This is a genomic window from Paenibacillus rhizovicinus (genome assembly GCF_010365285.1).
Classification (GTDB): domain Bacteria; phylum Bacillota; class Bacilli; order Paenibacillales; family Paenibacillaceae; genus Paenibacillus_Z; species Paenibacillus_Z rhizovicinus.
The window spans coordinates 1,456,443-1,482,336 of record NZ_CP048286.1 but is presented as its reverse complement, the minus strand read 5'-3'; the positions used below and the strand labels follow the sequence as shown (position 1 = coordinate 1,482,336).

The following is a 25,894-nucleotide window of genomic DNA, read 5'->3' as shown; positions in this document are numbered from 1 at the left end:
GGTGGACATTTTAACGAAATTGGCGGGTGAAAGGGTATGGATTGGTGGATAAGGGCTGCAGCGGGGGTGCTGGGCAGCGGTCTCATCGCGGCGTCTGCCTACCGGCTGCGTGCGCTGTCGGGTTCAGGCGCATGGTCGGCGGCGGTCATGGGGACCGGGTATGTAGCGTTAGGGGGACCGCTATGGTTCGGCGCGCTGCTGGCTTTCTTCCTGTCGTCGACCTTGTGGTCCAAATGGAAGAAACGGCATGCGAAGAAGAAAGCAGCCGAAGCGAATTATGCGAAGAGCGGCCGGCGCGACGCCTTCCAAGTGTGGGCGAACGGCGGACTGGGGCTGCTGCTCTGCCTCGCTCACGCCATATGGCCGGCAGCCGGCTGGATGTATGCTTTCGCAGGCGTCATGGGTGCGGTCAATGCGGATACGTGGGCTACGGAGATCGGTGCGCTAAGCCGTCGGGCGCCTCGCTCGGTTCTTAACGGCCGGCCCGTGACGGCCGGCACGAGCGGCGGCGTCACTGCGCTCGGCAGCGCCGCCGCGCTGGCAGGCGCCGCGTTCATCGGCGCCGTCGCCGCCGTGCTCGCGCCTGCGGGCGCCGGGCCCGGCGCGCTGCTGGCCGCCGCGGCCGTTGCCGGCACGGCCGGAGCCTTCGCGGATTCGCTGCTCGGCGCGACCGTGCAGGCAATGTATCGCTGCCGCGCATGCGGCACCGAAACGGAGCGCGCCGAACACTGCGGCGCCGCTGCCGTGCGGATCCGCGGCTGCGCCGTCATGACGAACGACGCGGTCAATTTCGCGTCTTCGGCCGTCGCCGGCTTGCTGGCGTGGGGAATCGGCTGCGCCGTCGGCTAAACGCTGCGGCCGGGCGATCCGCCGCCAAGGCGGGCCAGCGATGCGGGCCGCAAGCCTGCCCGGCGCCAAGGCGGACCAATGCAGTCTAGCCCACGCCGCCGGGCGAGACCATAACGCTTCACCTCGTACAGCACCAAAGCCGTCCCCCGGCGCCCCCCCAAAAAAAATGTACTGTACCCCGTACAGTACATCATCCGTCCCCCGGCGAAAACGCACCAAAGGTAAGGTGCTGTATCCATTCAGTACAGCCCATCATCCGTCCCCCAGGACGCACAAATCTACCAAACCCATTCACAATCTACCAAATCGCAACCCCGCGAGAACAACACCGCACTCCCCCTAAAATCCCCCAAACCTCACCGAAAACGCTCCTAACCCGTCAAATTCGCCAATAACGCAGGTCTACAAGTCCGCCTCCGCTCAAACATCCTACATTTACCTATGTAAATGCATATATATGTAGGTTGACACAGGGGTGATCGCCTAGTATCCTAACTCTGATAGAAATAATTTACATATTGTTCTAAATATCTTGTAAGCGAATTCATAGCCAGCGGAAGGGGATTGACCGAACGTGACAATCGTTCCGGCGGAAACGCCGATGGCGCAAGTCTTGCTGCAAGCGGTGAAGGTGAAAAAAGTGTTTGGTCGCGGCGACAATGCTGTAACCGCTGTCAAAAATATCGATCTCAGTATTCGCCGAGGAACCATGATCGCGCTCAAAGGGCGTTCCGGCTCCGGGAAGACAACATTGCTCAATCTGTTGGCGGCTCTCGACCAGCCGACGGAAGGACAGGTTTTTTATGACGGACGGGTAATTTCGGATCTGCCGGAGAAGCAGCGGAGCACATGGCGGAGAACGAATCTGGGCCTCGTGTTCCAGGCGTTCGGATTGATTCCCCTCATGTCGGCTTACGAGAATGTAGAGTTTGGCCTGCGCATCGCAGGCAGCGACCCTGCCCTGCATAAGGAGCGGGCGGAGCAGGCGCTCGAGTGGGTGGGCATGAAAGGGCGGATGAAGCACCGTCCGCCGGAGCTGTCGGGCGGCGAGCAGCAGCGTGTTGCGATCGCGAGAGCGATTGCGCACCGGCCTGCCCTCTTGCTGGCGGACGAGCCTACGGCCGAGCTGGACAGCCGCATGGGCTTGCAAGTCATTAAAGTTTTCCGCGAACTCGTTGAAAATTTGGGCATGACAATCGTTATGACGACGCATGACCCCGGTATTATGGAAATCGTCGATCATGTTATTGCATTGGAGGATGGAGAACTTGCCGTTGAACCAACCGTCTAACCGCCGTCGCAGGAGGCTTGCGATCGGAGCTGCCTCAGCCATTGTCGCCGCAACCATGCTTTCGGGCTGTTCCCTGCTTCCTACGAAGGAAACAACGCTGCAGCCGCCGCTTATTAAACCCGCAGCAGAGAAGGTCGATGCCGTCGATGTGAAGAAAGGGACGATCGAGCGTTATTTCTCCGGCTCGGCAGTTGTCGCTTCCAGCCATACGGTGCCGGTGTTTTATAAAGAAAGCGGCAGATTGAAGGAGATTTATGTGTCGCAAGGAAACGAAGTGAAGGCAGGTCAATTGATCGCCGAGCTCGACAGAGGCGATTTGGACCTGCGGCTCAAGCTGGAGAAGCTGAATCTCGAACGCGCCCAAATCGCCTTGAATAGTGCTTTACGGGACGGCATCACGGGCAATGAGCTTCGCTTGAAGCAGATCGATTTGGAACGCGAGCAGATTACGATGGATTCCATGCAGCAGCAATTGGATTCCGCGAAGCTGGTAGCCCCGATCAGCGGGGAGATCGCATATCTGGATACGAAGGCGGCTGGCGACAGCATCAACGGGTATACGCCGCTCGTAACGATCGCTGATCCGAAAGAGACGTACCTCGTTTATGCGGCCGATGACGCGAAGCTGATTTCTTCGATCGAACGCGAGATGCCCGTCGAAATTACTTTGAACGACAAGAAAATCGCAGGCAAAGTGCTGCAAGGACCGCTGGATGCTCCGATTACCGGCAATGCCGAAGTGGATGAGCGCAATACGAAGCTGCTGTATGTCGGCATCTCCGATCCGTCCGTCAAGATCGAGCTTGGCAAATCCGTTCAGATCAAAATCGGATTGCAGAAGAAGACCGGAGTCGTTGTCATTCCGCGCAGCGGGCTGCGGACGTATTTAGGACGCACGTACGTTCAAGTGGCCGACGGCGACCGCCGCAAGGAAATCGACGTGGAGCCGGGTATCATGACGCAGACGGACGTCGAGATCGTGAAGGGATTAGATGAAGGCATGAAAGTCATATTGAATAACTAATCCCTGCGGATCAGGCGAGAAGAGGTGAAACGATGCCAATTATAACGATGATTTTTCGGAAAATGGGGAAGAACCGATGGCTTCAGCTTAATTTATGGCTGGGACTTACCATATGCGTCGCGTTGTTCAGTTCCATGCCGCTTTACTCGCATGCCATACTGCAGCGCACGCTGTTCAAAGAGCTGCAGCAGCTGCAAAAGGATAGCGACGAGTACCCGGGCATGCTGCAAGCGACGACTTCCGTGTCGGGAGGACGTTCGTTCGCAACGACGCATTCGTTGATTCAGAAGGCTGACAATTACATGGCGGGCGCGCCGAAAAGGCTTGGCCTGGACGTGCAGTCCTATATCATGTCGCGCAGCACGCAGTCGTTCAGGGTGCTGCCTGTCGATGCATCGGCTCAAGAGAAGCGCGAACTCGTCGTTTCCGGCAGCTTCCGTACCGTGTCGGATTTCGATAAACGTCTGAAAGTAATCGACGGGCGCTTGCCGGATCCGAAGCGCAACGACGGCGTTTACGAGGTTGCCGTCACGCAAAAGTTCATCATCGATCTGAAACGCGACCTCGGCAGCGAGCTGGATTATACGACCAAGGAAGGCGCTAAGATTCGCATCATTCCGGTCGGAATCGTGGAATCCAAGCAAGCGAACGCTTACGATCAGTTCAATGTGGAAGCCAACAACGCGTCCTTTTACATCCCTTACGAGCAATTCAATCATGATTTCGTCGACAACGAAGGCCCGCTCAAGCTGTCGGTTCTGATGTGGCAGTATTCGCTGGATTATTCGCAAATGAATATCGACAAAATCGATACTTACGTGAAAGAATTCAACGCGATGACCAACTATTTCAACACCCGCGTAGGTATCGGTAATGTCAAAATGCCGGCCAAGACGCCGATCGCGACGTATTCGGAGAAGAAGGACAAGCTGAACCTTATGCTGTGGTCGCTTTATTCGCCGGTTATGTTCATGCTTGCGTTCTATCTCTACATGGCGGCCAATCTCATCATCGACCGGCAGAAGACGGAAATCTCGGTGCTCCGCAGCCGCGGCGCGAGCCGGTTGCAGATCATGTCCGTATTCCTGTTCGAGAGCGTGCTGCTCGGTTTGCTGGCGCTTGCCGCCGGGCCGTTCATCGGCGTTTATTTCACCAAGCTGCTCGGCGCATCGAGCGGATTCCTGGAATTCGTGCAGCGCGCCAAGCTGGAAGTCGTCCTGAACAGCACTTCTTATCTGATCGCGACTTCCGCGGTAGCAGGCTCGATCATTCTTATTCTGATTCCGGCTTTCTTGGCTACGAAGGTGACGATCGTCGGGCACAAGCAGCAAATGGCGCGGATGACGAAGCTGTCGTTCTGGCATAAGATCGGCGCCGACTTCATCTTGATCGGCATTTCGATTTATATGCTGACGCGTTTCAACAATCAGCTCACCGACTTGAAGAAGCTTGCGCTCGATCCGACATCGATCCAGGTGGATCCGCTCATGTTCTTCATGCCGGCGATATTCTCGCTCGGAGCGGGGCTGTTCATTCTTCGGGTTTACCCGTGGTTCATTAAGTTGATCTTTTGGATCGGCCGCAAATGGTGGACGCCTGCGCTCTATTCCACCTTGCTGCAAATCAGCCGCTCCTCTACGCAGTATCTAACGATCAAAGTGTTTCTGATCATGACGATCGCGACGGGGTTGTTCAGCGCGAACGCCGCACGAACGATCAATGGGAACATGGAGGACCGGATTCAATACACGACCGGCTCCGACATTCAGCTTTCCGTGCATTGGGACAATGATAAGCCGCCTCCGCCGCCGCCGGGTGCGCCGCAAGGCGGAGACAGCGACGATACGACCGTTGAGAAACCGAAGGTCGTCACGTACACGGAGCCGTCGTTTATTACGATGACCCAGCTGGCAGGCGTCGATTCGGCCGCGCGCGTGTTCAGAAAGCCGAACGCCAGCTTCACGGCCGGCGGGCAGAACGGTGCCGTTACCTTGTACGGCATCGACACGTACGATTTCGGCAAAGTCGCCTGGATGCGGGGCGGACTGCTGCAATATCCGCTGAATAGCTACTTGAACCTGATTGCCTCGAATCCGAAGGCAGTGCTCGTATCGCGTTCGATGGCGAAGCAGTACGGCGTGAAGGCCGGCGATACGATTTCCGCGAAGTGGGAAGGACTGGACAGCGCTGACTTCATCGTATACGGCATTGTCGATTACTGGCCGGGCTGGAGCCCGCTGCCGGTGTCGGGGGATGCAGACGATCCGAATGTCAGATTGCCGAATCTGATCGTCGGCCAGCTGCCGTATATCCAGAACCATCTGGCGCTTGAGCCGTACGAAGTATGGATTAAGCTCAAGGACGGAGCGGGCAGCAAGGTGATTTACGACGATCTGATCAAAAAAGAAATTCCGATCGAAAATCTCGTCGATGCGAACCAGCTGCTCATCCGTTCCAAGAATGACCCGTTCCGACTGGCCATTAATGGCGTCATGACGCTCGGCTTCGTCATCTCCATGCTAATCAGCTTCTTCGGGTTCCTGTTGTTCTGGGTGCTCACCTTGTCCAGCAGAACGCTGCAGTTCGGTATTCTGCGGGCGATGGGGATCTCGTTCAGGCAAATCATCGGGATGCTGCTCAGCGAGCAGCTGCTGACCTCGGCGGCGGCGATTCTATTCGGTGTACTCATAGGAAACACCGTTAGCCGATTGTTCGTACCGCTGTTCCAGCTGTCATTCAACGCTTCGGACCAAGTGCCGCCGTTCTCGATCGTTCGTCAATTGAGCGATTACGTGCAGCTGTACAGCGTCGTCGGCTTTATGCTGATCGTCGGTCTGGCCGTACTGGGTATCCGCGTATCACGCATGAAGATCACGCAGGCGCTGAAGCTAGGGGAGGAATAAGCGATGATCCATTGCGACGGACTTGTGAAAATCTATAAAACCGACGATCTGGAGGTCGTCGCGCTGCAAGGGCTGGACCTGCACGTCGAAGCGGGCGAGCTGATGGCCATCATCGGCAACAGCGGCAGCGGCAAATCGACGTTGCTGAACATGCTGGGCGGTCTTGACCGCCCATCGGCCGGCAAGCTGATCGTCGACGACAAAGATCTATTGAAATTTACGGAGCGCGATCTCGTGAAATATAAGCGGGAAACCGTAGGCTTCGTATGGCAAAACAACGCGCGAAACCTGATTCCGTACTTGACGGCGCTCGAGAACGTGGAGCTTCCGGGTTTGCTTAGAGGGACCAACAAACGGATGCGGGCATTGGAGCTGCTGGATGCCGTCGGCCTTAGCCATCGCATCAAGAATCGGCTCAGCGAGCTGTCGGGCGGCGAGCAGCAGCGGGTGGCAATCGCCATCGCGCTGTCGAACGAACCGAAGTTGCTGCTCGCGGACGAACCGACGGGATCGCTGGACACGAGGATGGGGAATCAAATTCTGGATCTGTTCCGCGAGCTGAACCGCAGCATCGGCATTACGATCGTCATCGTTACGCATGATCCGCTGCTGGCTCGTAAAGTAGACCGCGTCGTGGCGATCCGAGACGGCAAGACTTCCTCGGAGATTATCAGGCGCCAATCGTACGCAGAGGAACTGGCCGCCTTGGAGAATGGCGACGTCGCCGCCGGGGAGGAAAGCCATGTGGAATATGCCGTCATCGATAAGTCCGGACGGCTGCAAATTCCGTCTACCTACCTGCAGGCGGATGAGTTTAAAGAGAAGAACAAAGTGCGCGTGGAGAAAGAAGACGGGCGGATCATCATTTATCCGCCGGAAGCCTAAATCCTGCTCGACACGGCATGAAACCGAGACCGCTTCGTGATGAACGCGGTCTTTTTTTTATGATAAGAATCATAGCGGCATAGGCAACCGATACTGAATGCGAGCAGCAGGCTTGCATCAATTAATTAATTCATAGTTTACGGGTAGGAATAATGGTTGTATAATATTCCTATCCAGTGTTGAATAAGGGGGAGCTAACCATATGCCAAAAGTGATCATCATTAACGGAAGCCCGAATCCGGTATCCCGTCTGAACGGTATTCTGCAGTACGCCGAGGAGAAGCTAGTCTCGCTCGACTGGGACATCGTCGAACTGCATGTGGCGTCGCTTCCTGCGGAAGACTTGATCAAAGCCCGTTTCGACAGCCCGGCAATTGCTGAAGCAAGCCGTCTCGTAGCGGAAGCCGACGCGGTCATCATTGCAAGTCCCGTTTATAAAGCGTCTTACACGGGCGTACTGAAGACGTTCCTGGATCTCCTGCCGCAGAAAGGGCTGGCCGGCAAGATCGTTCTCCCTCTTTTCATCGGCGGAACGATTGCTCATCTGCTCGCCATCGATTTCTCCTTGAAGCCGCTCCTGTCTTCGTTGTACGCGAAGCATGTGGAGACGGGCGTCTACGCGGTGGATTCGCAGATTTTGAAAACCGACGAAGGCACGTTCATCATCGAAGAAGAGTTGGCGCAGCGCTTGAATGCGGCAATTGCCTCCTTCGTGGAGACGACGCTGCTGCTGAAACAATCGTCGACAACCACGGCAGCCTATTAATTTAAAGCGAGTCAAGCGACAGCATTGCGTGACGCCTGCGCGGCTGCGACGCCTAATACCTACGCAAACTGAAAAAAGCAGCGGTTCCGGAAGATGACTTCCGGAATTCCGCTGCTTTTTGGTTTGTCGACAGCCGATTACTTGGTCAGCTGCTCCATTTGCTCGATCAGGCTTTCGAAAACGCTCATCGCATCGATGATCGGCTGCGGCGAAGACATATCGACGCCGGCCTTTTTCAAGATATTGATGGAATAGTCGCTGCCGCCGCTCTTCAGGAAACCGAGGTAGCGTTCCACTGCCGGCGCGCCTTCCTCCAGGATTTGCTTGGAGAAGCTGGTTGCCGCGGAGAAGCCAGTCGCATATTTGAAGACATAGAAGCTGGTATAGAAATGCGGGATACGCGCCCATTCCATTTCGATGTCTTTGTCGATGACCATGCCTTCGCCATAGTAGAGCTTGTTGAGATCGTAGTAGATTTTGCTCAGATCCTGCGGCGTTAAGGACTCGCCATCCTCTGCGCGCTGATGAATGATCATCTCGAATTCCGCGAACATCGTTTGACGGAATACCGTCGTGCGGAACTGATCGGCGTAGTAGGTTAGCAGATACATTTTCTCTTTCGGATCGGTCGACTTCTTCAGCATGTAATCCATGAGAAGCGCTTCGTTCAGCGTCGAGGCGACCTCAGCCAGGAAGATCGTGTATTGCGCGTCGCGGTAATCCTGGTTGCCGTCGGAGTAGTAGGAATGAAGCGCATGGCCCATCTCGTGCGTCAGCGTGAACATGCTGTTCAAGTTATCCTTGTGGTTCAGCAGGACGTATGGATGCGTGCCGTATGCACCCCAGCTGTAAGCGCCGTTTCGTTTGCCTTCATTCTCGTACACGTCGATCCAGCTGTCTTCGAAGCCGCTTTGCAGCACGTTCAAATAATCTTCGCCGAGCGGCTTCAAGCTTGCTTTGACCGTTTCTTTGGCCTGCTCGTAAGTGATGTCCATCTTGAACTCATCCACGAGCGGCGCGAACAGGTCGTACATGTGCAGCTCGTCGACCTTCAGCAGTTTCTTGCGCAGCTCCATATAGCGGTACATCAACGGCATAGACTTGTGGACCGTTCCGATCAGGTTCGTGTACACTTCCTTCGGAATGTTGTCCCCGTAGAGCGACATTTCGAGCACCGACGGATATTTGCGCGCGCGAGAGTAGAAAACGTTCTTCGTTACGTTCGCGTTCAGCGTGGCGGCGATCGTGTTTTTCAATTTGCCGTACGTGTCGTACATCGCCTTGAAGGCTCCTGCGCGCACGTCGCGGTTTTTGCTTTCGAGGAACTGTATGTAGCGGCCTTGGGTCAGCTCGACTTCTTCGCCGTTCTCGTCTTTCACTTTCGGGAACTTCAGATCGGCGTTGTTCAGCATGCTGTAAATCGTGCTTGGCGCTTGGCTGACGTTACCGACCTGCGCGAGCAGCGCTTCCTCCGATTTGGAGAGCACATGCGCTTTCTGGCGGCGCATTTCTTCTAACGTTTGGCGGTATTTCGCCAAGTCCGAATTTTCGATCATCGCTTTCAAAGCATCATCGGGAAGAGCGAGCACTTCCGGCGTGATGAAAGACAGCGCCTCGCCGGTTTCGACGCTCAGCTTCTTGGATTTCTCGGAGAGCGCCTGGAACGTCGGCTCTGCCGTATCTTCGTGATGCTTCATGTTGGCATATACATAGAGGCGTTCGACTTTAAGCGACAGATCGTCTTCGAGCTGGAAACAGGCTTTCAGTTGAGCCGGGTCGGCCAGCTTGCCTTGGTAGGCTTCGACGCTTTTCATTTGCTCTTTCGCTTGTGCGTATTCCTTGTCCCATGCGGCTTGATCCGCAAATAAGTCCTCGAGCTTCCAGCGGTGTTCGGTTGCGGTCTCGGATCGTTTCGGTACGTGGTTCATAGGAACCCTCCTCGCCTCGGTTTGAGATGGTGAATCGGTGGATGCGGCATGGGGTGCTTGCGGGGGCAAGCCGTCCGCGCTGCCTTGCAGCAGCGAGAACGAGAGAACGATCGGCAGCCATTTCATGCCGGAGGTCACGCTCCTTTGACAGAATGTGCCTCTTAGTGTGACCCGGCCGCGCGTTCGTTATGACCCCATCGTCGTCAAACTGTAAACGATTAAGAAAAATGCAAAGGCGATGAAGACGATGGCCGCGATGGCCAACCCTCTGCGCAAGCTTGCGGGAATATTGTTTCGCTGCATAAGAATGATGCCGCCCAGCGAAAAAGCCGCGATGATGAAAATAATCGTCGATGTTATATCCACGTGACTTAGATCTCCCCTTCGCACAACCTATGCATGATTGCATAGGGTTATGTTCGCTAAACAGGTCCCGGTTTCCTTCTTGATGGAAGGGCGTTCCAGTTAAACCTCGCGGAAATTGTCCATGATCGCGGCGCGTTCTTCTTCGGTGCCTTTGAAGTCCGCTTGACGGAAGCGATTCTCCGCCCAGTGCAGCATTTCCTGACGGCTGACGAACGTATGGCATTCTTCGCCCCATTGATCGGAAATTTCGCGAACGATCAGCGTCTTGCCTTGGACCTCTACGTTAAGCATGTTGTATTTGTCGGTTTTATAGATTTGAACTTTTTTAAACATAATGACCATCCCTTCGAAAATAAAGCTTGTGTATCCTACCATGATAGCCAATAAACAGGGTAGAAATCAAATGGAACCCATGTTAAAATATGTCATCCGCACTTATCGGAGGCTGAGTTAGGCTTCGGCGGAAAGCGGAAGAGCATGAGTTGAGACGAGTAGAGCAGAGTCGAGATGAGGAGAGATGAGGATGAGTCAACATTATGAGCAAGTCGGCGTAGCCGTCACATGCCGCAGCTTTGAAGAGTACGTTCGTATGTTCGATCTACGAGAGCAGAGGTTGGAGGGACGCATTCTGGATATCGCCGGAGGCGCGTCGTCCTTTACGGCCGATGCGGTTGCTGGCGGGCTGGATGCTTATGCCGCGGACCCTAGATATGCGCTTGATTACGAGGTGCTGATCAGGGAAGCGACGGAGGAAATCGCCGTGTCGGCGGCGAAGATCGCGAAGCTGGCCGATAAGTTCGATTTCAGTTATTACGGCAGCGTGGACAATCACCGCGCGAACCGGGAAGCTTCATTGCTGCGGTTCGAGGCGCATTTCGGGCAGCCGGAGGAGCGCGCCAAGCGATATACTGCCGCAAGCCTGCCGCATTTGCCGTTGGAATCGGATTCTTTTGATATCGTGCTTTGCAGCCACTTCCTGTTCCTTTACGAGGATCAGTTTGATTATTCGTTCCACCGTGACGCGATCCTGGAGATGATGCGGGTTTGCAAACCGGGCGGGACCGTACGGATTTATCCCGTCATGTCGCTGAGATGGACGCCTTATGCGCATATGGATGAGCTGCTGGAGGCCATTCGCGGGGCAGGCGGATCACCGGGGTTTTTTACGTCCAAGCTGCCTTTTATTCCTGGATCAGAGCTTGGTCTATTTGTCAACCTTTAATTGCACAATTCCCCCTCTGGGCATATAATGCAGGAAGCCGCCGGGTAACGGCGCTCATTTTTAGGAGGTTTTCACATTGAAAGGAACAGTGAAGTGGTTTAACGCAGAGAAAGGCTACGGCTTCATCCATGTTGAGAACGGCGAAGACGTGTTCGTTCATTATTCCGCGATCCAAGGCGAAGGTTTCAAGTCTTTGGACGAAGGGCAATCCGTTGAATTTGATATTACGCAAGGCAACCGCGGACCACAAGCCGCTAACGTTATCAAATTGTAAGATCCTTGCTTCCCGAGGGAAGCTTCTTATAATGGAGTAATGAAACAGAACCATTGCGTATCGATATCCCGGCCTATTGGCCGGTTTTTTTTTCGTTGTCGGGAACTATGAAGAACGAGAAGCACGAGAATTGGCCCGCGTGGCAGAATCAAGCTGTTGCTGGCGGTGCCGAACAAGAGGTTGGCGAAGATCGAGATGAATGGGCCAAGGGAATAGAAACCCCGGTATAGCATATAGGGAACAAGTTTTTGCGCTGGATTTACACTCTATGAAATGGTACATTAAAGGACGGAGGTTTTGAGACGTGAACCATTACTTTTCATGGGATGACCGGCTTGGAATCTCGCTGCCGACGCTTAATCAGGAGTGGGAGCAATACAATGAAGCGGAACAGACGTTCATCGTCACGCAGTGGGAAGACATTCGCGGGACGATTCCCGACCGGGTTATTGCTTTGGAACGAGTCATTAATGTGAAGCAGGCGGAGCTCTTCGAAGAAGAAGACTTCGAGCGTTCCTGCTGCATTAATTCGGATATCGCGGATTTGGCCAGCCGGATTAACGATTTGCATATCTGGTACCGTATGAATCAAGAACTCGACAACAAGCGCCATTCCTAATCAGTGGAGTGGAACAAAGGAGGGCGCCCATTGATGAACAAGTCAGCACAAGCCCGCCAACTGCCCAAAACACCCGTTACCCTCATGTATAGGGTATACAAATACGTGTTGCCTGAAGTGCGCGCGGAGCTGGCTCGTTTACGGGTCATCGCCGAACGTATTCCGGATCATGAATTGCGCGTGCAAGCGCTAGCCAGCATGACAAGCAAACAGTTTCACTGCGAAGGCGGCGGAATTTATGCAGCCGGTAATTTAAAGCGCAGGCATCTCCTTGTTCCCTTGATCGTTTGTTTGCAAACGATCAGCGATTACTTGGACAATCTGTGCGATCGAAGCACGTCGCTGGATCCCGGCGATTTTCGCCTGCTGCACCAATCCATGCTGGATGCCGTTAACCCTGATGCTCCGCTTCAGGATTATTATGCTTTGCGTGCGGAACGGGACGACGGTGGTTATTTGCATGAACTGGTTCATACCTGCCAAGCCTGCGTGAAGCAGCTGCCCGCTTATGCGCTCGTCCAGTCGTACGTTACGGAACTGGTCGGCTTATACGGCGATCTGCAAGTGTACAAGCATATCGTGAAGGAGAAGCGGGAGCCTGCTTTGCTGGCATGGTGGGAGCAGCATCGCCATACCGTTCCTCAGCTCCAATGGAACGAGTTCGCGGCCGCAACGGGCTCCACGCTCGGCATGTTCATGCTTTTCTTAACCGCATCGGATGAGCTATGCACGCCCGAGGATGCGCTGCGGGTCCGCAATGCGTATTTTCCGCATGTGTGCGGGCTTCATATTTTGCTCGATTATTTGATTGATCAGGAGGAAGATCGAATCGGCGGCGATTTGAACTTCTGTAATTATTATAGCAATCAGAGTCTGCTTATCGAACGGATCGGTACGATCGTCGAATGGGCCCGCAAGGACGTCGACAGTCTGCCTGCGCCAAGGTTTCATCGCATGGTCATCGAAGGATTGATCGCGCTTTATTTATCCGATCCCAAGGTCAGCGGACAGAAGGACGTAAAGCTGGTTTCCAAACGGCTTATGCGTAGAAGCCCATTAACGCGCCTATTCTTCTGGGGAAACAGCGTCGTTATTCGCAAACGCCAATCTTCAAACTGAATCAATGCTTGCTTACAGATAACATAGAGGAGTGAAGTAGAATGTCAGAAGTAAAATCGATTGCCGTTCTTACCAGTGGTGGAGATTCGCAGGGCATGAACGCTGCGGTGCGCGCCGTAGTAAGAAGCGCCCTGTATCATGGTCTTGAGGTATACGGCGTTCAACGCGGTTACCAAGGTCTGCTTAACGATGATTTGCGCAAAATGGATCTTAGAAGCGTAGGCGACATTATCCAACGCGGCGGAACGATTCTGCAAACCGCGCGCTGCAAAGAGTTCCTGACGCCGGAAGGCCAGCAGAGAGGCGCGCAAGTACTGCGCGATCGCGGCATTGACGGCCTTGTCGTCATTGGCGGAGACGGCTCTTATCAAGGGGCGAATAAACTGTCCAAACTCGGGATCAAAACGATGGGCCTGCCGGGCACGATCGATAACGATATTCCGTTCACGGATTATACGATCGGCTTCGATACGGCAGTAAGCATCGTCGTCGATGCGATCAACAAGCTGCGCGACACGATGACGTCGCATGAACGTTCGTCCGTGGTCGAGGTCATGGGACGCCACTGCGGCGACATCGCCTTGTACGCCGGATTGGCGAGCGGCGCCGAGACGATCATCGTGCCGGAAGTGCCGTTCGATCTGGACGCGGTTGCGAACCGGATGAAAGAAAACTTCGCATCCGGCAAACGCCATAGTATCATTGTCGTTGCCGAAGGCGCCGGCACGGGAGAAGAAATCGGCAACGGCATCATGACGCGCTGCGGCATGGAACCGCGCGTAACGGTGCTTGGCCATATTCAGCGCGGCGGCTCCCCGACGCACAACGACCGGATCTTGGCAAGCCAGCTTGGCGACTTCGCGGTCCGCAAGCTGATGGAAGGCGATTCCGGCAAGGCATGCGGCATCATCAATAACGTATTGACCGTGACGGATATCGATACAGTCGTCAATACGAAGAAGCCGTTCAACATGGAGCTTTACAACCTCGCGCTGCGTCTTTCGCAATAAGAAGCCTTATTTATAAGGACTGGTGAGCCTTAAACGAGCGCCATTTGGGTCAACTATCCAGGGCGGCTGCGTTTAGGGCTTTCTTTATACTGATGGGGCGGCTTATGCTTCTTTCAGGATAGCGGACGAATCGGATAACAACATTTGGAAGAGGAGACGGCTGCAATGTTTTTGTACAAGATCGAAATCGAAATGGAAGAGGCAACCGGACATTTGATCGTCCTTGCCGAGACCGACGAGAAAGCGTTCGAAACGGTGGACAGCCAATTGGAGCGCCATTACGTGAAGATGCCCGTGCTCAAATCCGCGGCGATTGTGGAGAAGAAACGGACGACTTCCGGCTCCGGTTATTTTATTCCGCATCAGCTGTAGACAAGCATTAACTAATTAGGTCGTATTTCCCTTGACTGAATATACTTTGCATACTAATATGTATGTAAATGTTTCGTTTTGAAGAGGGGGATTTATGATGCGTATTACCATTATCGCGGGCGCAACCCGCCGTGAATCTACAAGCGCTCTGCTGTCCGCGTATATTGCGAACGTGATGCGGGAGGAAGGGCATGAAGTGACGCTGTTCGATCTGCGCGAGAAGCCGCTCCCGTTCTATGACGACGATGACGAGGAAATGCATCCGAACACTTCGGAACTGCTGGATGCCGTATTTCATGCCGACGCGGTCGTATTGAGTACGCCGGAGTATCACGGAAGCCTGTCGGGCGTCTTGAAGAACGCGCTGGACTACTTGGGCAAAGGTCAGTTCGGTGACAAAGCGGTCATGCCAGTCTGCTCGTCCGGAGGCGCAGTAGGCGTAAGCTCCCTGCAGCAAATGCAGGCGATCGTGCGCAATCTGCACGGCATCAACTCCCCGGAGTGGATCTCGATCGGCGGCTCGCAGCGTCAATTCTTGCCGAACGGATCTCCGGAATCCGAGGATGTCCGGAATCGCGTACAACGAACGGTTGCCTATTTCTTGCAGTTTGCTGCGAAACTTCGCGCATAACGATCGGCAAGAACAACGTTCGGGAACTATGGACGTTCGCAAATCACGAAAAAAAGCTCTGTGAAAAGGATGCGGAAGAAACAATTCCGTTCCGGCTTCACAGAGCTTTTCTGTTTGTTCAACTTCTTAATAGCTCGCGTCCGCCGTATATCGGTTATTGGCGTTCCACAATAAATATTCATCTACGCCGGATTCATGCAGCGCTTTGATCTGCGCTTCGATTTGAGGTTTGCCGTAGGAAATATAATGGCCTTTCCCGAGCCAGCTTGCCGTGAAATCTTGAATCCACGGCCGGATGACAGGCTTATAGGAGCCGATGGGATCGAGCTTCTTATGGGTATCCTTCATGGCGCCTTTGATCGTCGCGTACGGATCGGTATCAGGATCCTTCACGTCGAACCAGCCCGTTCCGTAGTGGCTCGGATAGATCATCGGCGAGATGACGTCCACGTTCTTGGAGATTTTCACGAAGTCTTGCCCGATTCCTTCCGCCGCCGGAACGGAGGCCGCATAGCCGAAAATATCGACTGAAACCCGGACTCCGAGCGGCTCCAGCTGAGCCTTGGCATACTTCACGAACGCCGCGATCGTATCGACGCGCGAATCCTTCGTCTTGTCGAACACGAGGGAGTCGGCTTTCTTCTCGAAGCCCTCGGGAAAGCGCACATAGTCGAACTGAATTTCTTTGAAGCCCATTTTGGCTGCTTCTTTGGCGACCGCGATATTGTAATCCCATACTTCTTTGCGGTAGGCGTTCACGAAGCTGTCGCCTTTGCCGTTCGCCCAGACCGATCCGTCCTTGCGCCGGAACGACAGCTCCGGATGGCTCTTGGCGAGCATCGTATCCTTGAAGACGACGATCCGCGCGATCGGGTAAACGTCATGCTTCTTCAGCTTCGCCATCATGGCGGGCATGTCGCGGATGAATTTCTGCGGTTTGCCGTATTTGAGCAGCTCCGGGTTCGTCGTCGGGAAAGTTATGTACCCCAGATCATCCTTCACGTCGATGACCATACTGTTCAATGCCGTATCGTCGAGCAGCTTGAGCAGCGTTTCCATGCGCGAACCTCCGGCACTGTAAGCCGTGACGTAGATTCCTTTGACCTTCGGGGCTTCCGGCTGCGGGTCGCGCTTGACGATATCCGTGCCCGTGCTGCCGGATTCAGTTCCGTCGACAACGCCGGTGCCGGGATTGGATGGCGTTGAGCCGATCTGTCCGAGTCCGGGAGTCGCCGGAGACTGAGCGAACGCGTTCGGCTGCAGCTTGGCGGCAGGGGCCGTCAGAAGCGTTGCGAGCAGCTGCTGCGTCGATGCCGTTTCCGTCCCTTGGGCCGCGGTGGACCCTGTCATAACGTGAAATAATAATAGTAATGCGGAAATGAGCGTATCCATTGCATCCTCTCCCCGTATGCAAAGTCACTTCGATTATAATTCAGCCGCCGATGCAGGCACAGAGGTATTTCGGAGCAATTTGCCGTATCGCTGGGTCGCCCCTTATATAGATATAAACAAAAAAAGAACGAGAACAACAAGTTGTTCTCGTTCCATCGATCTATTGCAAAAGCACTTCTCTTTGGTGCTCGCAAATACTTTGCTGTACGATTTCCATCGCGTCTTCCGGTTCCAGCCATGCCAGTCCATCCCGCAGAACGATATTTAAATTCAACTCCCGTTCCGTGAGGAAAGGCACTAATTCAGGTGCAAGCTTCTCCACAATCTGTACGAGTCTGACCGTTTCCATATCCATGAAGCATCACCCTTTCATCGTAATGGAGGGTAAAACGTATGGCACGAAACTTTGTTGTACGGGATAGTTATATTATAACAGCCGAAGTTTGAAAAACCTAGTGTTCCTTGCAAAATTCCATGTTTGCCTCCGCCTGTTTATGGACGGCCGGATTACAGTGCCGGCTTGCGGAAGTCGCCCAAGACGCCGACCGTTTCCACGATGTTGACGAATGCTTTCGGATCGGTTGCGGTAATGATTTTGCGGAGTTCATTCAACTCGTAACGCGTCGTCACCGTCATCAGCATATCGTATTCTGTATTCGTGTAGCCGCCTCGAGTACGAATGACCGTTACGCCGCGATACAGCGGAATAAGCGCCTCGCGCATCGCTTCGGTTTGCGAGGTGACGATGAACGCCGTCATTTTCACATGATTGATGTGGATCAAGTCGATGATCTTGCCCGTGGTGAAAATCGAAAGCAGGGAGAAGAGGGCGACATCCCAATCGTTTGTCAGAAAGCCGAGCGCCGCAATGACGGTTCCGTTCAGGACGAAGATAAGCATCCCGATGGAGATATCCCGTTTGCGCGTCACGATGGCGGCGATAATATCGAAGCCGCCGGACGATGAGCCGGCCCGCAGCGCCAGCCCGCTGCCGAATCCGACGACAACGCCGCCGAAGACGGCGCCCAGCGTCAAATCCGCTACAAGCGCTTTAACCGGAATGAGCTGCATGAAGACAGTTGTCGCAATGACGGCAACTAAGCTCCAACTGACAAACCGCAATCCGAGTACGCGCCATCCCCAGATTAGAACGGGGACGTTTAGAATAAAATAAAGCCAGCCGATGTTAAGGCCGGTCGCGTAGCCGACGATCATCGTGATCCCGGAGACGCCGCCGCTGATCATTTTATGGGGAATGAGCAGTTGATTGAAACCGTATGCGATCAGCAGGGCGCTGATAAGTGTCGTTGCCGCTATTCTGGACGTTCTCATGTCGGATTCACCTCGAAATCTAGTTGCCAAGACTGTCGCTTAGTATGTGTTATTAGTCCTTGCTGGTATTCTGAAATACAGTTGTGCTATAATGAACTGTATATTTTCTGTAGGATGCAGATAGAAGGAGATTGAAACAGTTTGAAAACATTTGCTGAATTCGGTTTGGAGCCTAAAGTGCTGCAAGCCATAACGGAGCTTGGATTCGAGGAATCTACCCCGATCCAATCCAAAGCCATTCCAATTGCGCTTACCGGTACCGACCTAATCGGTCAAGCTCAAACAGGAACGGGTAAAACGGCCGCTTTCGGAATCCCGCTCGTCAACAAGATTCCAGTAACGGAAGACCGTATCGTGGCGCTCATCATGACGCCGACTCGTGAGCTTGCGATTCAAGTCTCGGAAGAAATCGGGAAGCTTACTCGTTACAAAGGATTACGTTCATTGCCAATTTACGGAGGTCAAGAGATCGGCCGTCAAATTCGCGCATTGAAGAAGAAGCCGCAAATCATCATCGGTACGCCAGGTCGTTTGCTCGACCACATTAACCGTAAGACCATTCGTTTGGATGACGTTCAAACGGTAATCTTGGACGAAGCGGACGAAATGCTTGACATGGGCTTCATGGAAGATATTACTTCCATTCTTTCGCTGGTGCCTGAACAACGCCACACGATGCTGTTCTCGGCAACGATGCCGGCTAACATCCGCAAACTGGCAGATCAATTCTTGAAAGAGCCGCAGCATGTTTCGGTAATTCCGACACAAGTCAGCGCGCCAACGATTGATCAAGCTTACATCGAAGTGCACGAGCGTCAGAAATTCGATGCTTTGAGCCGTTTGCTCGACATGGAATCCCCTGAGCTTGCGATCATCTTCGGCCGGACGAAACGCCGCGTCGACGAACTGAGCGAAGCGTTGCAGAAGCGCGGCTATTCGGCCGACGGCCTGCATGGCGATTTGTCCCAGAATCAGCGTGACGCGGTCATGCGTAAATTCCGTGACGGCAGCATCGACGTTCTCGTTGCAACGGACGTTGCGGCACGCGGACTCGACGTTTCCGGCGTAACGCATGTTATCAACTTCGACTTGCCGCAAGATCCGGAGAGCTATGTACACCGTATCGGCCGTACTGGCCGCGCCGGCAAAGAAGGCACGGCGTGGTCGTTCGTAACGCCGCGCGAGCTTGATCACATGCACTTCATCGAGAAAGTAACGCGCCACAAAATCGCCAAAAAGCCGCTTCCAAGCATTGCGGAAGCGATCGAAGGCAAACAACGCGTAACGGCTGAGCGCATTCTTGAAGCATTGGACGGCGACGCCGTTCATGAGTTCAAAGCCATTGCGATCCAGCTTCTCGAGCAATACGATTCCGTCAATCTGCTTGCCGCGGCTATTAAGCTGATCACTGGCGAGAAGAAAGACGTGAATATTGAATTGACGCCTGAAGATCCGATCCGTGCGAAGAAACGCAGACCGGATGTTCGCACGAGCGGACGCCGTTTCTCCGGCGGTCCATTCGGCGGCGGCAACCGTACTGGCAGCGGCCCTCGTGGACGCGGCGAAGGCGGCGGCAGCAGCTACGGCGGCAATCGCGGCGGCTACGGCGGCAACCGCAGCTCAAGCGGCTCTAGCAGCAGCAGCAGCAACAGCGGCGGCGGTTATAACCGCGATCGCGACCGTGACGGCGGCTACAGAGGCCGTAACGAAGGACGTTCCGACGCTCCGCGTCGTCCGCGCCCTTCCGCAGATGAATAGATTATAAGACAAGACCGGGGCTTCCGTTTCACCGAGCAATCGGAGAAACGGAAGCCCCTTTTCATTTCGACATGCGTTGCGGTTGTTTTTAGCAAAGAATGCCTTTCGTAATGATAACGAGCAGTATGAACAGAACGAGAATGATAGCGGCGGATGATCCCAAGCCATGACCTGCATTGCTCACTAGCGGCAGCCTCCTTATGATTCGATCTGGGTGGTCTCGACACAATATGGTATTCATATAGGTGATCGCCGTTTAGACTCCGGCCCAGATTCCCGAAAATGGGCGTTGGCTTATCCGGTCGCCTATATTATAGTTAGCATAGGACGAAATGAAATCGCTTGCTAGGAGGACTCGGCAATAATGGAAATGAAGGGCATGATGGGCGGGTTTTACAAAATCTCGGAATGGATTATGCGTTTGTCCGTGACGAATATCCTTATGATGGTATGTTCCTTGCCATTTATTTTGGTATTGTTCCCGGTAATGTTCGCGGAAACGAACGATCAAGTGTTGAGCAACTTGATTCTGGCGGGCATTCTTGCTCCGTTTACGCTATTTCCTGCAATCGCTGCACTTTTTGGCGTAGCGCGTAAGTGGGTAATGGGAGAAGTAGACGTGCCGCTGCTGAAAACATTTTTCAAGAACTACAAGGAAGGCTATAAGCAAGCCATGCTCGGCGGTATCTTGTATGCGGTTCTCTTTACGATCCTCATCGTGGACTTCCGCGTATACTTGTCCAATCTAGGTTCTTGGGGCATCGTAGCCTACTTATTCGTAGCGTTGATCGTGCTCGTGGGCGTCTCGCTGTTGAACTTCTTCTCGATGCTGGTTCATTATCATATGAAAACGCTGCAGCTGCTGAAGAATGCCCTGCTGATTACGATCGGCCGTCCGCTTCGATCGCTGTCGACGGTTGTCATGTGCGGCTTTGTCATCTATATCAGTTTTAGCTCGCCTAAGCTGATGTTCCTTGTTCCGTTCTTCACGGGAAGCCTCGTGGCGGTAATTGCCTTCTGGAACTTCTACGGCATTTATACGAAGCTGCAACTGCAGGCGGAGAAAGCGGCGGAGGCGGAAGCCGAGGAAGAGCGCAAGCGCTTGGAGGAAGATGCGGCGATCATGCTGCCGAATACAGAAGACGGTCATACGTCCATTAAATAACGGCAGTCGTCACGTTTACTTTTAGCCTTAATCGGTCTATAATAGCAATACATCCTGCCGTGTTCGTTACGGCTTATCACTTGTTTTGAACCAATGGCTGTTTTTAGGGAGACTAAATCGAAACGCGGCTGACAAGCCCTCGAAAGGGGATCTCAAAAACGTTTCTGCGGCCACCCACCTGCGAGAGCGGGTTCAGAAACAAGCAAGTCGGACGGCATAGCGGGTTACTTACTAACGAAAAGGGGGCAACCCCTTTTTTTTATGTTACAAACTATGCTATGATAATTCTTAGCGTACATAGAAGACGTTGGAGGGGGAGATTACCTTTGTTGAAGCGGACCCTAATCGGGTTGCTGCGCAGTCACGAATTGACTGGCGATAAAGCGAAAGATCCGATGCTGAAATCCCATTATTACAAACTATCCCGAGAAAAAGCGTGGGAAGAAGTTGTCTCCACACTCAAAAAAATGCAAGGCTACAAAATTCTACACGAAGTGCAGTCCGTAGGTGAAATCGTGTTGGAGAAACGAACGATGACCGGTCGTACGATGGATATTACCGTCTCTGTTATCAACGTGAACCCAGTGACCTCAGCGGTCGACATTTATTCCGCGTCGCGCGGATCCTTCGGAGATTTAGGTTCCAACTACCGCATCATTCTTGATATTTACCGGACGCTCGACAAAAAGCTGGCTCAATATAAAACGAGCGGCATATAATAACGGGAAAAAGCGAGGAAGGGAATCCCTGTCCTCGCTTTTGTAATGAAAGAGAGCAATGCAGCTTTCCTTTATACGAGTGCTTTCACTGCGTTCAAAGCGTTCTCATAGTTCGGATGCTCCGTCATTTCGCTGAGTACTTCGATGTATTGAATCTTGTCATTAGCGTCAATCACGAAGATGGCGCGCATGTCGAGCTGGAATTCTTTGATCAGAACGCCGTAAGCTTCGCCGAAATTATTATTTTTGTAATCGGACAGCAGGACAACTTTATCGATGCCTGCAGCGCCGCACCAACGGGCTTGCGCGAATGGAAGATCTACGCTGACCGTAAGGATCGTGACGTTGTCGCCGAATTTGCCTGCTTCTTCGTTGAAACGGCGAGTTTGCGCATCGCAAACGCCTGTGTCGATGGAAGGCACGACGCTGATCAGTTTTACTTTGCCGGCGAAGTCCTTCAAGGAAACGACGTCAACGAGCGATTTGTTCAGTTGGAAATCGGGTGCTTGGTCACCAACCTTGAGTTCTGGACCGATCAGAGTAAGCGGGTTTCCTTTAAATGTCGAAACGCTTGTACGTTCTTGTGTCATTATGAAATAGCCTCCTTGAATGGAATTGGTTTCTACCAAATAATTATAAGCATAATGAATTACCGTTGTCCAATGAGGAGTGCGTAAAGGAAGGAGAACGCCATGATTTTTTTGCGTTATGAAAGCTTCAGGAGCTATTTGCGCATGTTTCCCGTCACGGCCGCCATCATTGCCATCAACATTCTCGTTTTTGCCGCGGATCACTTGTTTTTGAACGAACGGTTGTTGAATCACGGTTTCTTCTACAGTGCGCCGGGCGATAATTATTTCTCGCTGAACGAGCCTTGGCGTTACGTCACCGCGGTGTTCCTTCATTTGGATTTGGAGCATATCTTCTTCAACATGTTCAGCATTCTCGTGTTCGCCCCGCCGTTGGAACGGTTGCTTGGCCATGTTAAGTATACGGTGTTCTACCTCCTTTGCGGTATCGCAGGCAATCTGTTCAGCGCCATTGTCGAGCGTTCGACCGCGGGAGCCGGTGCTTCCGGTGCGATCTACGGGGTGTTCGGTGCGTATTTGTTCCTTGCCTTGATGAAAAAATCGCTGGATCCCGATTCGCGGAAGACAGTGTACACGATATTGATTTTCGGCGTCATCTATACGCTTATCGTGCCGGGGATCGGGATCTGGGCGCATTTCGGCGGGCTGTTAGCGGGCTTCGTGCTGTTCTACCTTTATGACGGATATTGGATTTCGAAACAGAATGGACGATATAGAAGGTAGCAGCAGCTTGCGGAAGGAACGCCGAAGCGCGAAGCGCCGGTTTTGAGGAAAAGGGGACGACATGGAGCTTCGACAATTGTATTATTTCGTAAAAGTAGCAAAACGGGAGCATGTCACGAAAGCAGCGGAGGAGCTGCATGTGGCACAGTCGGCCGTAAGCCGCCAAATCCACCAGCTGGAGGAAGAGCTGGGCGCCAAGCTGTTCCTGCAGAAGGGACGCAATCTTCAATTGACGCCAGTCGGTGCGTTGTTCCTGAAACGGGCGGAAGTGATATTGGCGGATCTGGAGCGGGCGGTCGTGGAAATCCAGGAGTTTCTCGACCCCGAGAAAGGGGAAGTCCGGCTTGGATTCCCGCACAGCCTGGGCATCTCGCTCATTCCGGAGGTCGTCTCCGCGTTCCGCAAGCAGAACCCGAACGTCAATTTCAGGTTCAAGCAGGGCAGTTACCCTTCGCTCATTCAGGACGTCATGAAGGGGGAAGTTGACCTTGCGTTCGTCTCGCCTTGCCCGGAAACGCATGCGCATGTCACGGGTCAGACGGTACTGACGGAAGAGCTGTTCGCGATTTTACCGCCCGGCCATCCGCTATCTGATGAAGCGTTCATCGACCTGGTCCAGCTGAAGGAGGAACCGTTCGTGCTCTTCAGCGACGGGTATTCACTCCGGCCGATCGTCTGGGATGCCTGCAAGGAAGCGGGCTTTACGCCGATTATCGGCTTCGAGGGCCAGGAGACCGATACGATCCGCGGCCTCGTTGCCGCCGGCATGGGCGTCAGTCTGCTGCCCGAGATGGCGCTGCACGGCTCCAGCAAGCTGCAGCCGGCGAAGGTGCGCGTCCGATCGCCGCGGGTCACCCGCACGATCGGGCTCATCTACCGGTCCAACGAGAAGCTGCCGCTCGTCGCCAAAGTGTTTCAACGATTCCTCCTTGATTTCTTTGCGTTCGTGGAAGCGAAGAACCGGTTGTAATCAAACCGTATATAGTGCGCTCTACATATAGCCTGGCGCGGACCGAAAGGGTCTGCGCCAGGCTTTTTTGTTTCAGGATTGAAGGGACATCCGCAGGGGGATAATGGAATTCGAGTAGACTTTAGTTCGGATGCGGAGGCGCGGCTGAGATGAGCAAAGAATGGCGGAGAGCAAGGCAAAGGCGGATTTTCGGCTTGGTGCTTGGCATGAGTCTCATATTGGTTGGCATGCTGCTGCGGCTTGCCTGGCTGCAGCTGTCGCCGGCCGAAACGGTCAGCGCCGATATCGCGCACTTGAAGTCGGAATCCGTCGCCCAGCGCGAGCGGGAACTCGTGCTGGACAGCGGGCGCGGAGACTTCTTCGATCGCAACGGACTTGCATTGACAGGCGAAACGTATGAATCGCTTGTGGTATTCCCGCTGCAGGCGCAGTCGCGAACGCGGATCGCCGGTGATGCCGCGGACTTGAAAGCACTGGCTTCCGCGCTGCATGTACAGCCCGATCACCTGCAACAGTGGATGCAGACACTGAAGGAGCCGGCATTCTGGCATCGGGACGGGGAACGGATACCGCTTAAACTGTCGAAACAGCAGCTGAATGCCATTCGTCCTCTTCGGTTGAACGGCGTGCGCATTCTGCCGTACCGCAGCCGTTACCCGGACGGCATAACGGTTAAGCATGCGATCGGCTATATTAGCCAGCATCCGGAGCTGCTAGCGGTTGACTATGATAAGCGATTAAAGGAAAGAACGATGAAGCTTTCGGATCAAACCGGCGGCGCCGGTTTGGAGCGTTCCCTTGACCGGCTGCTGCAGGGCACAGGACCGACGACCGTCTCCTACTTCACGGATGGGGCAAACAAGCCGATGCGTGGCTTGGATTGGCGGCTGACGAGCGCTTCCAATCCGTATTATCCGGTGCGGGTGAATACGACGATGGATCTCGCGATCCAAAACAAGCTGGAGCGCTATGTCGATGCGGAGGGGCTGCAGGAAGGAGCCGTCGTCGTCCTGGACGCGCGCAATGCGGATATCGTGGCGATGGTCTCCAGGCCGCAGCTTCCGCAGGACAAGCCTGCTGGCAGTGATCAGGATTATGTAAACCATGCCGTGCGGGCGGCGACGCCGGGATCGGTCTTTAAGCTCGTGACGGAAGCGGCGGCATTGGAAGCGCATATTACGAGCGAGAATGAACGGTTTCAATGCAACGGGGATTACGGGCGATACGGCCTGCACTGCTGGAAAAGGGGCGGTCACGGCGAGCTGACGCTGCAGGACGCGCTAGCCGGTTCCTGCAATGTCGTGTTCGCTCGGCTGGCGGAACGGATGGATGCGCGGACGTTATACGTGACCGCAGAGAAGCTCGGCATCGGGGAGCAAGTTGGCTGGGCAAGCGAAGCGGCGTTTGCGCCCTTCCCTAAGCCGCTGAGGCTGCTGCCGGAAGAGGAGGGCGGACATGTGTTTGCGCCGTTTCCAATCTCTCGAGACGGCGGACAGCTGGCGCAAACGGGCATTGGCCAGCGCGATGTACGCATTTCGCCTCTTCAGGCCGCTAATCTTGTCGTCACATTGCTGAACGGAGGTGTCGTGCAAGAACCGAGACTGGTTAGCGACATTCGCTACGGGAACGGTCTACTGCTGGCTAAGCTGCCGCGTCAAACCTGGCCTTCGCGTTATGGTCAGATTGGACGGCAGACGGCGAACGCGATTTTGGCTGGCATGCAGGCGGTCGTGGATCATGGAACGGGACAGAGCATTAGCGACGGCAAATGGTCCGTTGCAGGCAAATCGGGGACTGCGCAAGTAACCTGGCAGGGAAAGGAGCTGTTAAACCAGTGGTTCATCGGCTATGGGCCGCTGCGATCGCCCCGATATGCCGTTGCGGTGCTGTCCGAGAACCGAGGGCTCCATACCTCCAACCAAGCGACCAAGCTTTTCCGGGGCGTTATGGACGTTCTTGCGGACGGAGGGTGAACAAGAAAAAGCC

At 54.1% G+C, this 25,894-nt stretch carries 27 protein-coding genes and 1 other RNA gene; 20 read left to right on the top strand and 8 right to left on the bottom strand.

Annotated features, from left to right (window positions below):
* Positions 1 to 36 precede the first annotated feature (36 nt).
* The 6 genes from GZH47_RS06910 (at position 37) to ssuE (ending at position 7,718) form a co-directional block, all read left to right on the top strand.
* Positions 37 to 849, top strand: a complete 813-nt coding sequence (locus GZH47_RS06910; RefSeq protein WP_162639417.1) for a DUF92 domain-containing protein — start codon at positions 37 to 39, stop codon at positions 847 to 849.
* Between the two features lie 601 nt (positions 850 to 1,450).
* Positions 1,451 to 2,140 (top strand): ABC transporter ATP-binding protein, encoded by a 690-nt coding sequence (locus GZH47_RS06905; RefSeq protein WP_162645107.1) that lies wholly within the window; start codon positions 1,451 to 1,453, stop codon positions 2,138 to 2,140.
* Positions 2,118 to 3,164 (top strand): efflux RND transporter periplasmic adaptor subunit, encoded by a 1,047-nt coding sequence (locus tag GZH47_RS06900; RefSeq protein ID WP_162639416.1) that lies wholly within the window; start codon positions 2,118 to 2,120, stop codon positions 3,162 to 3,164. The genes GZH47_RS06905 and GZH47_RS06900 overlap by 23 nt, the downstream gene beginning before the upstream one ends.
* A 32-nt stretch (positions 3,165 to 3,196) precedes the next feature.
* Positions 3,197 to 6,067: an ABC transporter permease gene (locus GZH47_RS06895; protein ID WP_162639415.1), complete on the top strand. Its 2,871-nt coding sequence runs from the start codon at positions 3,197 to 3,199 to the stop codon at positions 6,065 to 6,067.
* A gap of 3 nt (positions 6,068 to 6,070) precedes the next feature.
* Positions 6,071 to 6,952 carry an ABC transporter ATP-binding protein gene (locus tag GZH47_RS06890; RefSeq protein ID WP_162639414.1) on the top strand — a complete coding sequence of 294 codons (882 nt, stop codon included), beginning with the start codon at positions 6,071 to 6,073 and terminating at the stop codon, positions 6,950 to 6,952.
* 202 nt (positions 6,953 to 7,154) lie between these two features.
* Positions 7,155 to 7,718 (top strand): NADPH-dependent FMN reductase, encoded by a 564-nt coding sequence (gene ssuE, locus GZH47_RS06885; protein WP_162639413.1) that lies wholly within the window; start codon positions 7,155 to 7,157, stop codon positions 7,716 to 7,718.
* 137 nt (positions 7,719 to 7,855) lie between these two features.
* Here ssuE and pepF read toward each other — a convergent pair whose 3' ends face one another.
* From pepF to GZH47_RS06870, 3 genes are all read right to left on the bottom strand, one after another.
* Positions 7,856 to 9,646, bottom strand: a complete 1,791-nt coding sequence (gene pepF, locus GZH47_RS06880; protein WP_162645106.1) for an oligoendopeptidase F — start codon at positions 9,644 to 9,646, stop codon at positions 7,856 to 7,858.
* 186 nt (positions 9,647 to 9,832) lie between these two features.
* Positions 9,833 to 10,012, bottom strand: a complete 180-nt coding sequence (locus GZH47_RS06875; protein WP_162639412.1) for a hypothetical protein — start codon at positions 10,010 to 10,012, stop codon at positions 9,833 to 9,835.
* A gap of 99 nt (positions 10,013 to 10,111) precedes the next feature.
* Complete coding sequence (locus tag GZH47_RS06870; protein ID WP_162639411.1) at positions 10,112 to 10,345, bottom strand: hypothetical protein; 234 nt, start codon at positions 10,343 to 10,345, stop codon at positions 10,112 to 10,114.
* A gap of 190 nt (positions 10,346 to 10,535) precedes the next feature.
* Between GZH47_RS06870 and GZH47_RS06865 the strand changes: the two genes are divergently transcribed.
* The 7 genes from GZH47_RS06865 to GZH47_RS06835 all read left to right on the top strand — a co-directional run bounded on the left by GZH47_RS06865 (position 10,536) and on the right by GZH47_RS06835 (position 15,259).
* Entirely contained in the window at positions 10,536 to 11,234 is a 699-nt protein-coding gene (locus GZH47_RS06865; protein ID WP_225446387.1) for a class I SAM-dependent methyltransferase, read from the top strand.
* Positions 11,235 to 11,310: 76 nt separating this feature from the next.
* Positions 11,311 to 11,508 (top strand): cold shock domain-containing protein, encoded by a 198-nt coding sequence (locus tag GZH47_RS06860; protein ID WP_162639409.1) that lies wholly within the window; start codon positions 11,311 to 11,313, stop codon positions 11,506 to 11,508.
* A gap of 304 nt (positions 11,509 to 11,812) precedes the next feature.
* Positions 11,813 to 12,127, top strand: coding sequence for a hypothetical protein (locus tag GZH47_RS06855; RefSeq protein WP_162639408.1), 315 nt, complete (start codon positions 11,813 to 11,815; stop codon positions 12,125 to 12,127).
* Positions 12,128 to 12,160: 33 nt separating this feature from the next.
* Positions 12,161 to 13,246 carry a tetraprenyl-beta-curcumene synthase family protein gene (locus GZH47_RS06850; RefSeq protein ID WP_162639407.1) on the top strand — a complete coding sequence of 362 codons (1,086 nt, stop codon included), beginning with the start codon at positions 12,161 to 12,163 and terminating at the stop codon, positions 13,244 to 13,246.
* Positions 13,247 to 13,287: 41 nt separating this feature from the next.
* Entirely contained in the window at positions 13,288 to 14,256 is a 969-nt protein-coding gene (pfkA, locus tag GZH47_RS06845; protein ID WP_162639406.1) for a 6-phosphofructokinase, read from the top strand.
* A gap of 165 nt (positions 14,257 to 14,421) precedes the next feature.
* The gene (locus tag GZH47_RS06840; RefSeq protein WP_162639405.1) at positions 14,422 to 14,628 is read left to right on the top strand and encodes a DUF3906 family protein; all 207 of its coding nucleotides are present in this window, start codon (positions 14,422 to 14,424) and stop codon (positions 14,626 to 14,628) included.
* A gap of 94 nt (positions 14,629 to 14,722) precedes the next feature.
* Positions 14,723 to 15,259 (top strand): NADPH-dependent FMN reductase, encoded by a 537-nt coding sequence (locus GZH47_RS06835; RefSeq protein WP_318653416.1) that lies wholly within the window; start codon positions 14,723 to 14,725, stop codon positions 15,257 to 15,259.
* A gap of 126 nt (positions 15,260 to 15,385) precedes the next feature.
* On the opposite strand, the gene GZH47_RS06830 is transcribed toward GZH47_RS06835, so the two are convergent.
* From GZH47_RS06830 to GZH47_RS06820, 3 genes are all read right to left on the bottom strand, one after another.
* Positions 15,386 to 16,651 carry a putative glycoside hydrolase gene (locus GZH47_RS06830; protein ID WP_162639404.1) on the bottom strand — a complete coding sequence of 422 codons (1,266 nt, stop codon included), beginning with the start codon at positions 16,649 to 16,651 and terminating at the stop codon, positions 15,386 to 15,388.
* A 160-nt stretch (positions 16,652 to 16,811) separates the two neighbouring features.
* Entirely contained in the window at positions 16,812 to 17,006 is a 195-nt protein-coding gene (locus tag GZH47_RS06825; RefSeq protein ID WP_161697648.1) for a hypothetical protein, read from the bottom strand.
* A gap of 152 nt (positions 17,007 to 17,158) precedes the next feature.
* A complete protein-coding gene (locus tag GZH47_RS06820) occupies positions 17,159 to 17,983 on the bottom strand; it encodes a YitT family protein (protein WP_162639402.1) in 825 nt (274 codons plus the stop codon).
* Between the two features lie 141 nt (positions 17,984 to 18,124).
* Here GZH47_RS06820 and GZH47_RS06815 point away from each other — a divergent pair, with 141 nt between their 5' ends.
* The gene (locus tag GZH47_RS06815; RefSeq protein ID WP_162639400.1) at positions 18,125 to 19,741 is read left to right on the top strand and encodes a degradosome RNA helicase CshA; all 1,617 of its coding nucleotides are present in this window, start codon (positions 18,125 to 18,127) and stop codon (positions 19,739 to 19,741) included.
* An 88-nt stretch (positions 19,742 to 19,829) separates the two neighbouring features.
* Here the strand turns inward: GZH47_RS06815 and GZH47_RS06810 are convergent, their stop codons facing one another.
* Positions 19,830 to 19,925 carry a YjcZ family sporulation protein gene (locus GZH47_RS06810; protein ID WP_162639398.1) on the bottom strand — a complete coding sequence of 32 codons (96 nt, stop codon included), beginning with the start codon at positions 19,923 to 19,925 and terminating at the stop codon, positions 19,830 to 19,832.
* Positions 19,926 to 20,105: 180 nt separating this feature from the next.
* On the opposite strand from GZH47_RS06810, the gene GZH47_RS06805 reads away from it, so the two are divergent.
* The 3 genes from GZH47_RS06805 (at position 20,106) to GZH47_RS06795 (ending at position 21,625) form a co-directional block, all read left to right on the top strand.
* Positions 20,106 to 20,906, top strand: a complete 801-nt coding sequence (locus GZH47_RS06805) for a YesL family protein (RefSeq protein WP_162639396.1) — start codon at positions 20,106 to 20,108, stop codon at positions 20,904 to 20,906.
* A gap of 48 nt (positions 20,907 to 20,954) precedes the next feature.
* A non-coding RNA gene (gene ssrS / locus GZH47_RS06800) (6S RNA) lies at positions 20,955 to 21,136 on the top strand.
* 96 nt (positions 21,137 to 21,232) lie between these two features.
* Entirely contained in the window at positions 21,233 to 21,625 is a 393-nt protein-coding gene (locus GZH47_RS06795) for a DUF1499 domain-containing protein (protein ID WP_162639394.1), read from the top strand.
* A gap of 71 nt (positions 21,626 to 21,696) precedes the next feature.
* Here GZH47_RS06795 and tpx read toward each other — a convergent pair whose 3' ends face one another.
* Complete coding sequence (gene tpx, locus GZH47_RS06790) at positions 21,697 to 22,215, bottom strand: thiol peroxidase (RefSeq protein WP_162639391.1); 519 nt, start codon at positions 22,213 to 22,215, stop codon at positions 21,697 to 21,699.
* A gap of 144 nt (positions 22,216 to 22,359) precedes the next feature.
* Between tpx and GZH47_RS06785 the strand changes: the two genes are divergently transcribed.
* The 3 genes from GZH47_RS06785 to GZH47_RS06775 all read left to right on the top strand — a co-directional run bounded on the left by GZH47_RS06785 (position 22,360) and on the right by GZH47_RS06775 (position 25,881).
* Positions 22,360 to 22,938, top strand: coding sequence for a rhomboid family intramembrane serine protease (locus tag GZH47_RS06785; protein WP_318653415.1), 579 nt, complete (start codon positions 22,360 to 22,362; stop codon positions 22,936 to 22,938).
* A gap of 61 nt (positions 22,939 to 22,999) precedes the next feature.
* A complete protein-coding gene (locus GZH47_RS06780; protein WP_162639387.1) occupies positions 23,000 to 23,908 on the top strand; it encodes a glutamate biosynthesis transcriptional regulator GltC in 909 nt (302 codons plus the stop codon).
* A gap of 149 nt (positions 23,909 to 24,057) precedes the next feature.
* Positions 24,058 to 25,881 carry a peptidoglycan D,D-transpeptidase FtsI family protein gene (locus GZH47_RS06775; RefSeq protein ID WP_162639385.1) on the top strand — a complete coding sequence of 608 codons (1,824 nt, stop codon included), beginning with the start codon at positions 24,058 to 24,060 and terminating at the stop codon, positions 25,879 to 25,881.
* Positions 25,882 to 25,894 lie beyond the last annotated feature (13 nt).

Excerpts from the sequence above, each read along its gene's own strand:
- GZH47_RS06910 (WP_162639417.1), top strand. The coding sequence starts at position 37 with ATGGATTGGTGGATAAGGGCTGCAGCGGGGGTGCTGGGCAGCGGTCTC.
- GZH47_RS06905 (WP_162645107.1), top strand. The coding sequence starts at position 1,451 with ATGGCGCAAGTCTTGCTGCAAGCGGTGAAGGTGAAAAAAGTGTTTGGT.
- GZH47_RS06895 (WP_162639415.1), top strand. The coding sequence starts at position 3,197 with ATGCCAATTATAACGATGATTTTTCGGAAAATGGGGAAGAACCGATGG.
- GZH47_RS06890 (WP_162639414.1), top strand. The coding sequence starts at position 6,071 with ATGATCCATTGCGACGGACTTGTGAAAATCTATAAAACCGACGATCTG.
- ssuE (WP_162639413.1), top strand. The coding sequence starts at position 7,155 with ATGCCAAAAGTGATCATCATTAACGGAAGCCCGAATCCGGTATCCCGT.
- pepF (WP_162645106.1), bottom strand. The coding sequence starts at position 9,646 with ATGAACCACGTACCGAAACGATCCGAGACCGCAACCGAACACCGCTGG.
- GZH47_RS06870 (WP_162639411.1), bottom strand. The coding sequence starts at position 10,345 with ATGTTTAAAAAAGTTCAAATCTATAAAACCGACAAATACAACATGCTT.
- GZH47_RS06865 (WP_225446387.1), top strand. The coding sequence starts at position 10,536 with ATGAGTCAACATTATGAGCAAGTCGGCGTAGCCGTCACATGCCGCAGC.
- GZH47_RS06850 (WP_162639407.1), top strand. The coding sequence starts at position 12,161 with ATGAACAAGTCAGCACAAGCCCGCCAACTGCCCAAAACACCCGTTACC.
- pfkA (WP_162639406.1), top strand. The coding sequence starts at position 13,288 with ATGTCAGAAGTAAAATCGATTGCCGTTCTTACCAGTGGTGGAGATTCG.
- GZH47_RS06840 (WP_162639405.1), top strand. The coding sequence starts at position 14,422 with ATGTTTTTGTACAAGATCGAAATCGAAATGGAAGAGGCAACCGGACAT.
- GZH47_RS06835 (WP_318653416.1), top strand. The coding sequence starts at position 14,723 with ATGATGCGTATTACCATTATCGCGGGCGCAACCCGCCGTGAATCTACA.
- GZH47_RS06830 (WP_162639404.1), bottom strand. The coding sequence starts at position 16,651 with ATGGATACGCTCATTTCCGCATTACTATTATTATTTCACGTTATGACA.
- GZH47_RS06825 (WP_161697648.1), bottom strand. The coding sequence starts at position 17,006 with ATGGATATGGAAACGGTCAGACTCGTACAGATTGTGGAGAAGCTTGCA.
- GZH47_RS06820 (WP_162639402.1), bottom strand. The coding sequence starts at position 17,983 with ATGAGAACGTCCAGAATAGCGGCAACGACACTTATCAGCGCCCTGCTG.
- GZH47_RS06805 (WP_162639396.1), top strand. The coding sequence starts at position 20,106 with ATGGAAATGAAGGGCATGATGGGCGGGTTTTACAAAATCTCGGAATGG.
- tpx (WP_162639391.1), bottom strand. The coding sequence starts at position 22,215 with ATGACACAAGAACGTACAAGCGTTTCGACATTTAAAGGAAACCCGCTT.
- GZH47_RS06785 (WP_318653415.1), top strand. The coding sequence starts at position 22,360 with ATGTTTCCCGTCACGGCCGCCATCATTGCCATCAACATTCTCGTTTTT.
- GZH47_RS06780 (WP_162639387.1), top strand. The coding sequence starts at position 23,000 with ATGGAGCTTCGACAATTGTATTATTTCGTAAAAGTAGCAAAACGGGAG.
- GZH47_RS06775 (WP_162639385.1), top strand. The coding sequence starts at position 24,058 with ATGAGCAAAGAATGGCGGAGAGCAAGGCAAAGGCGGATTTTCGGCTTG.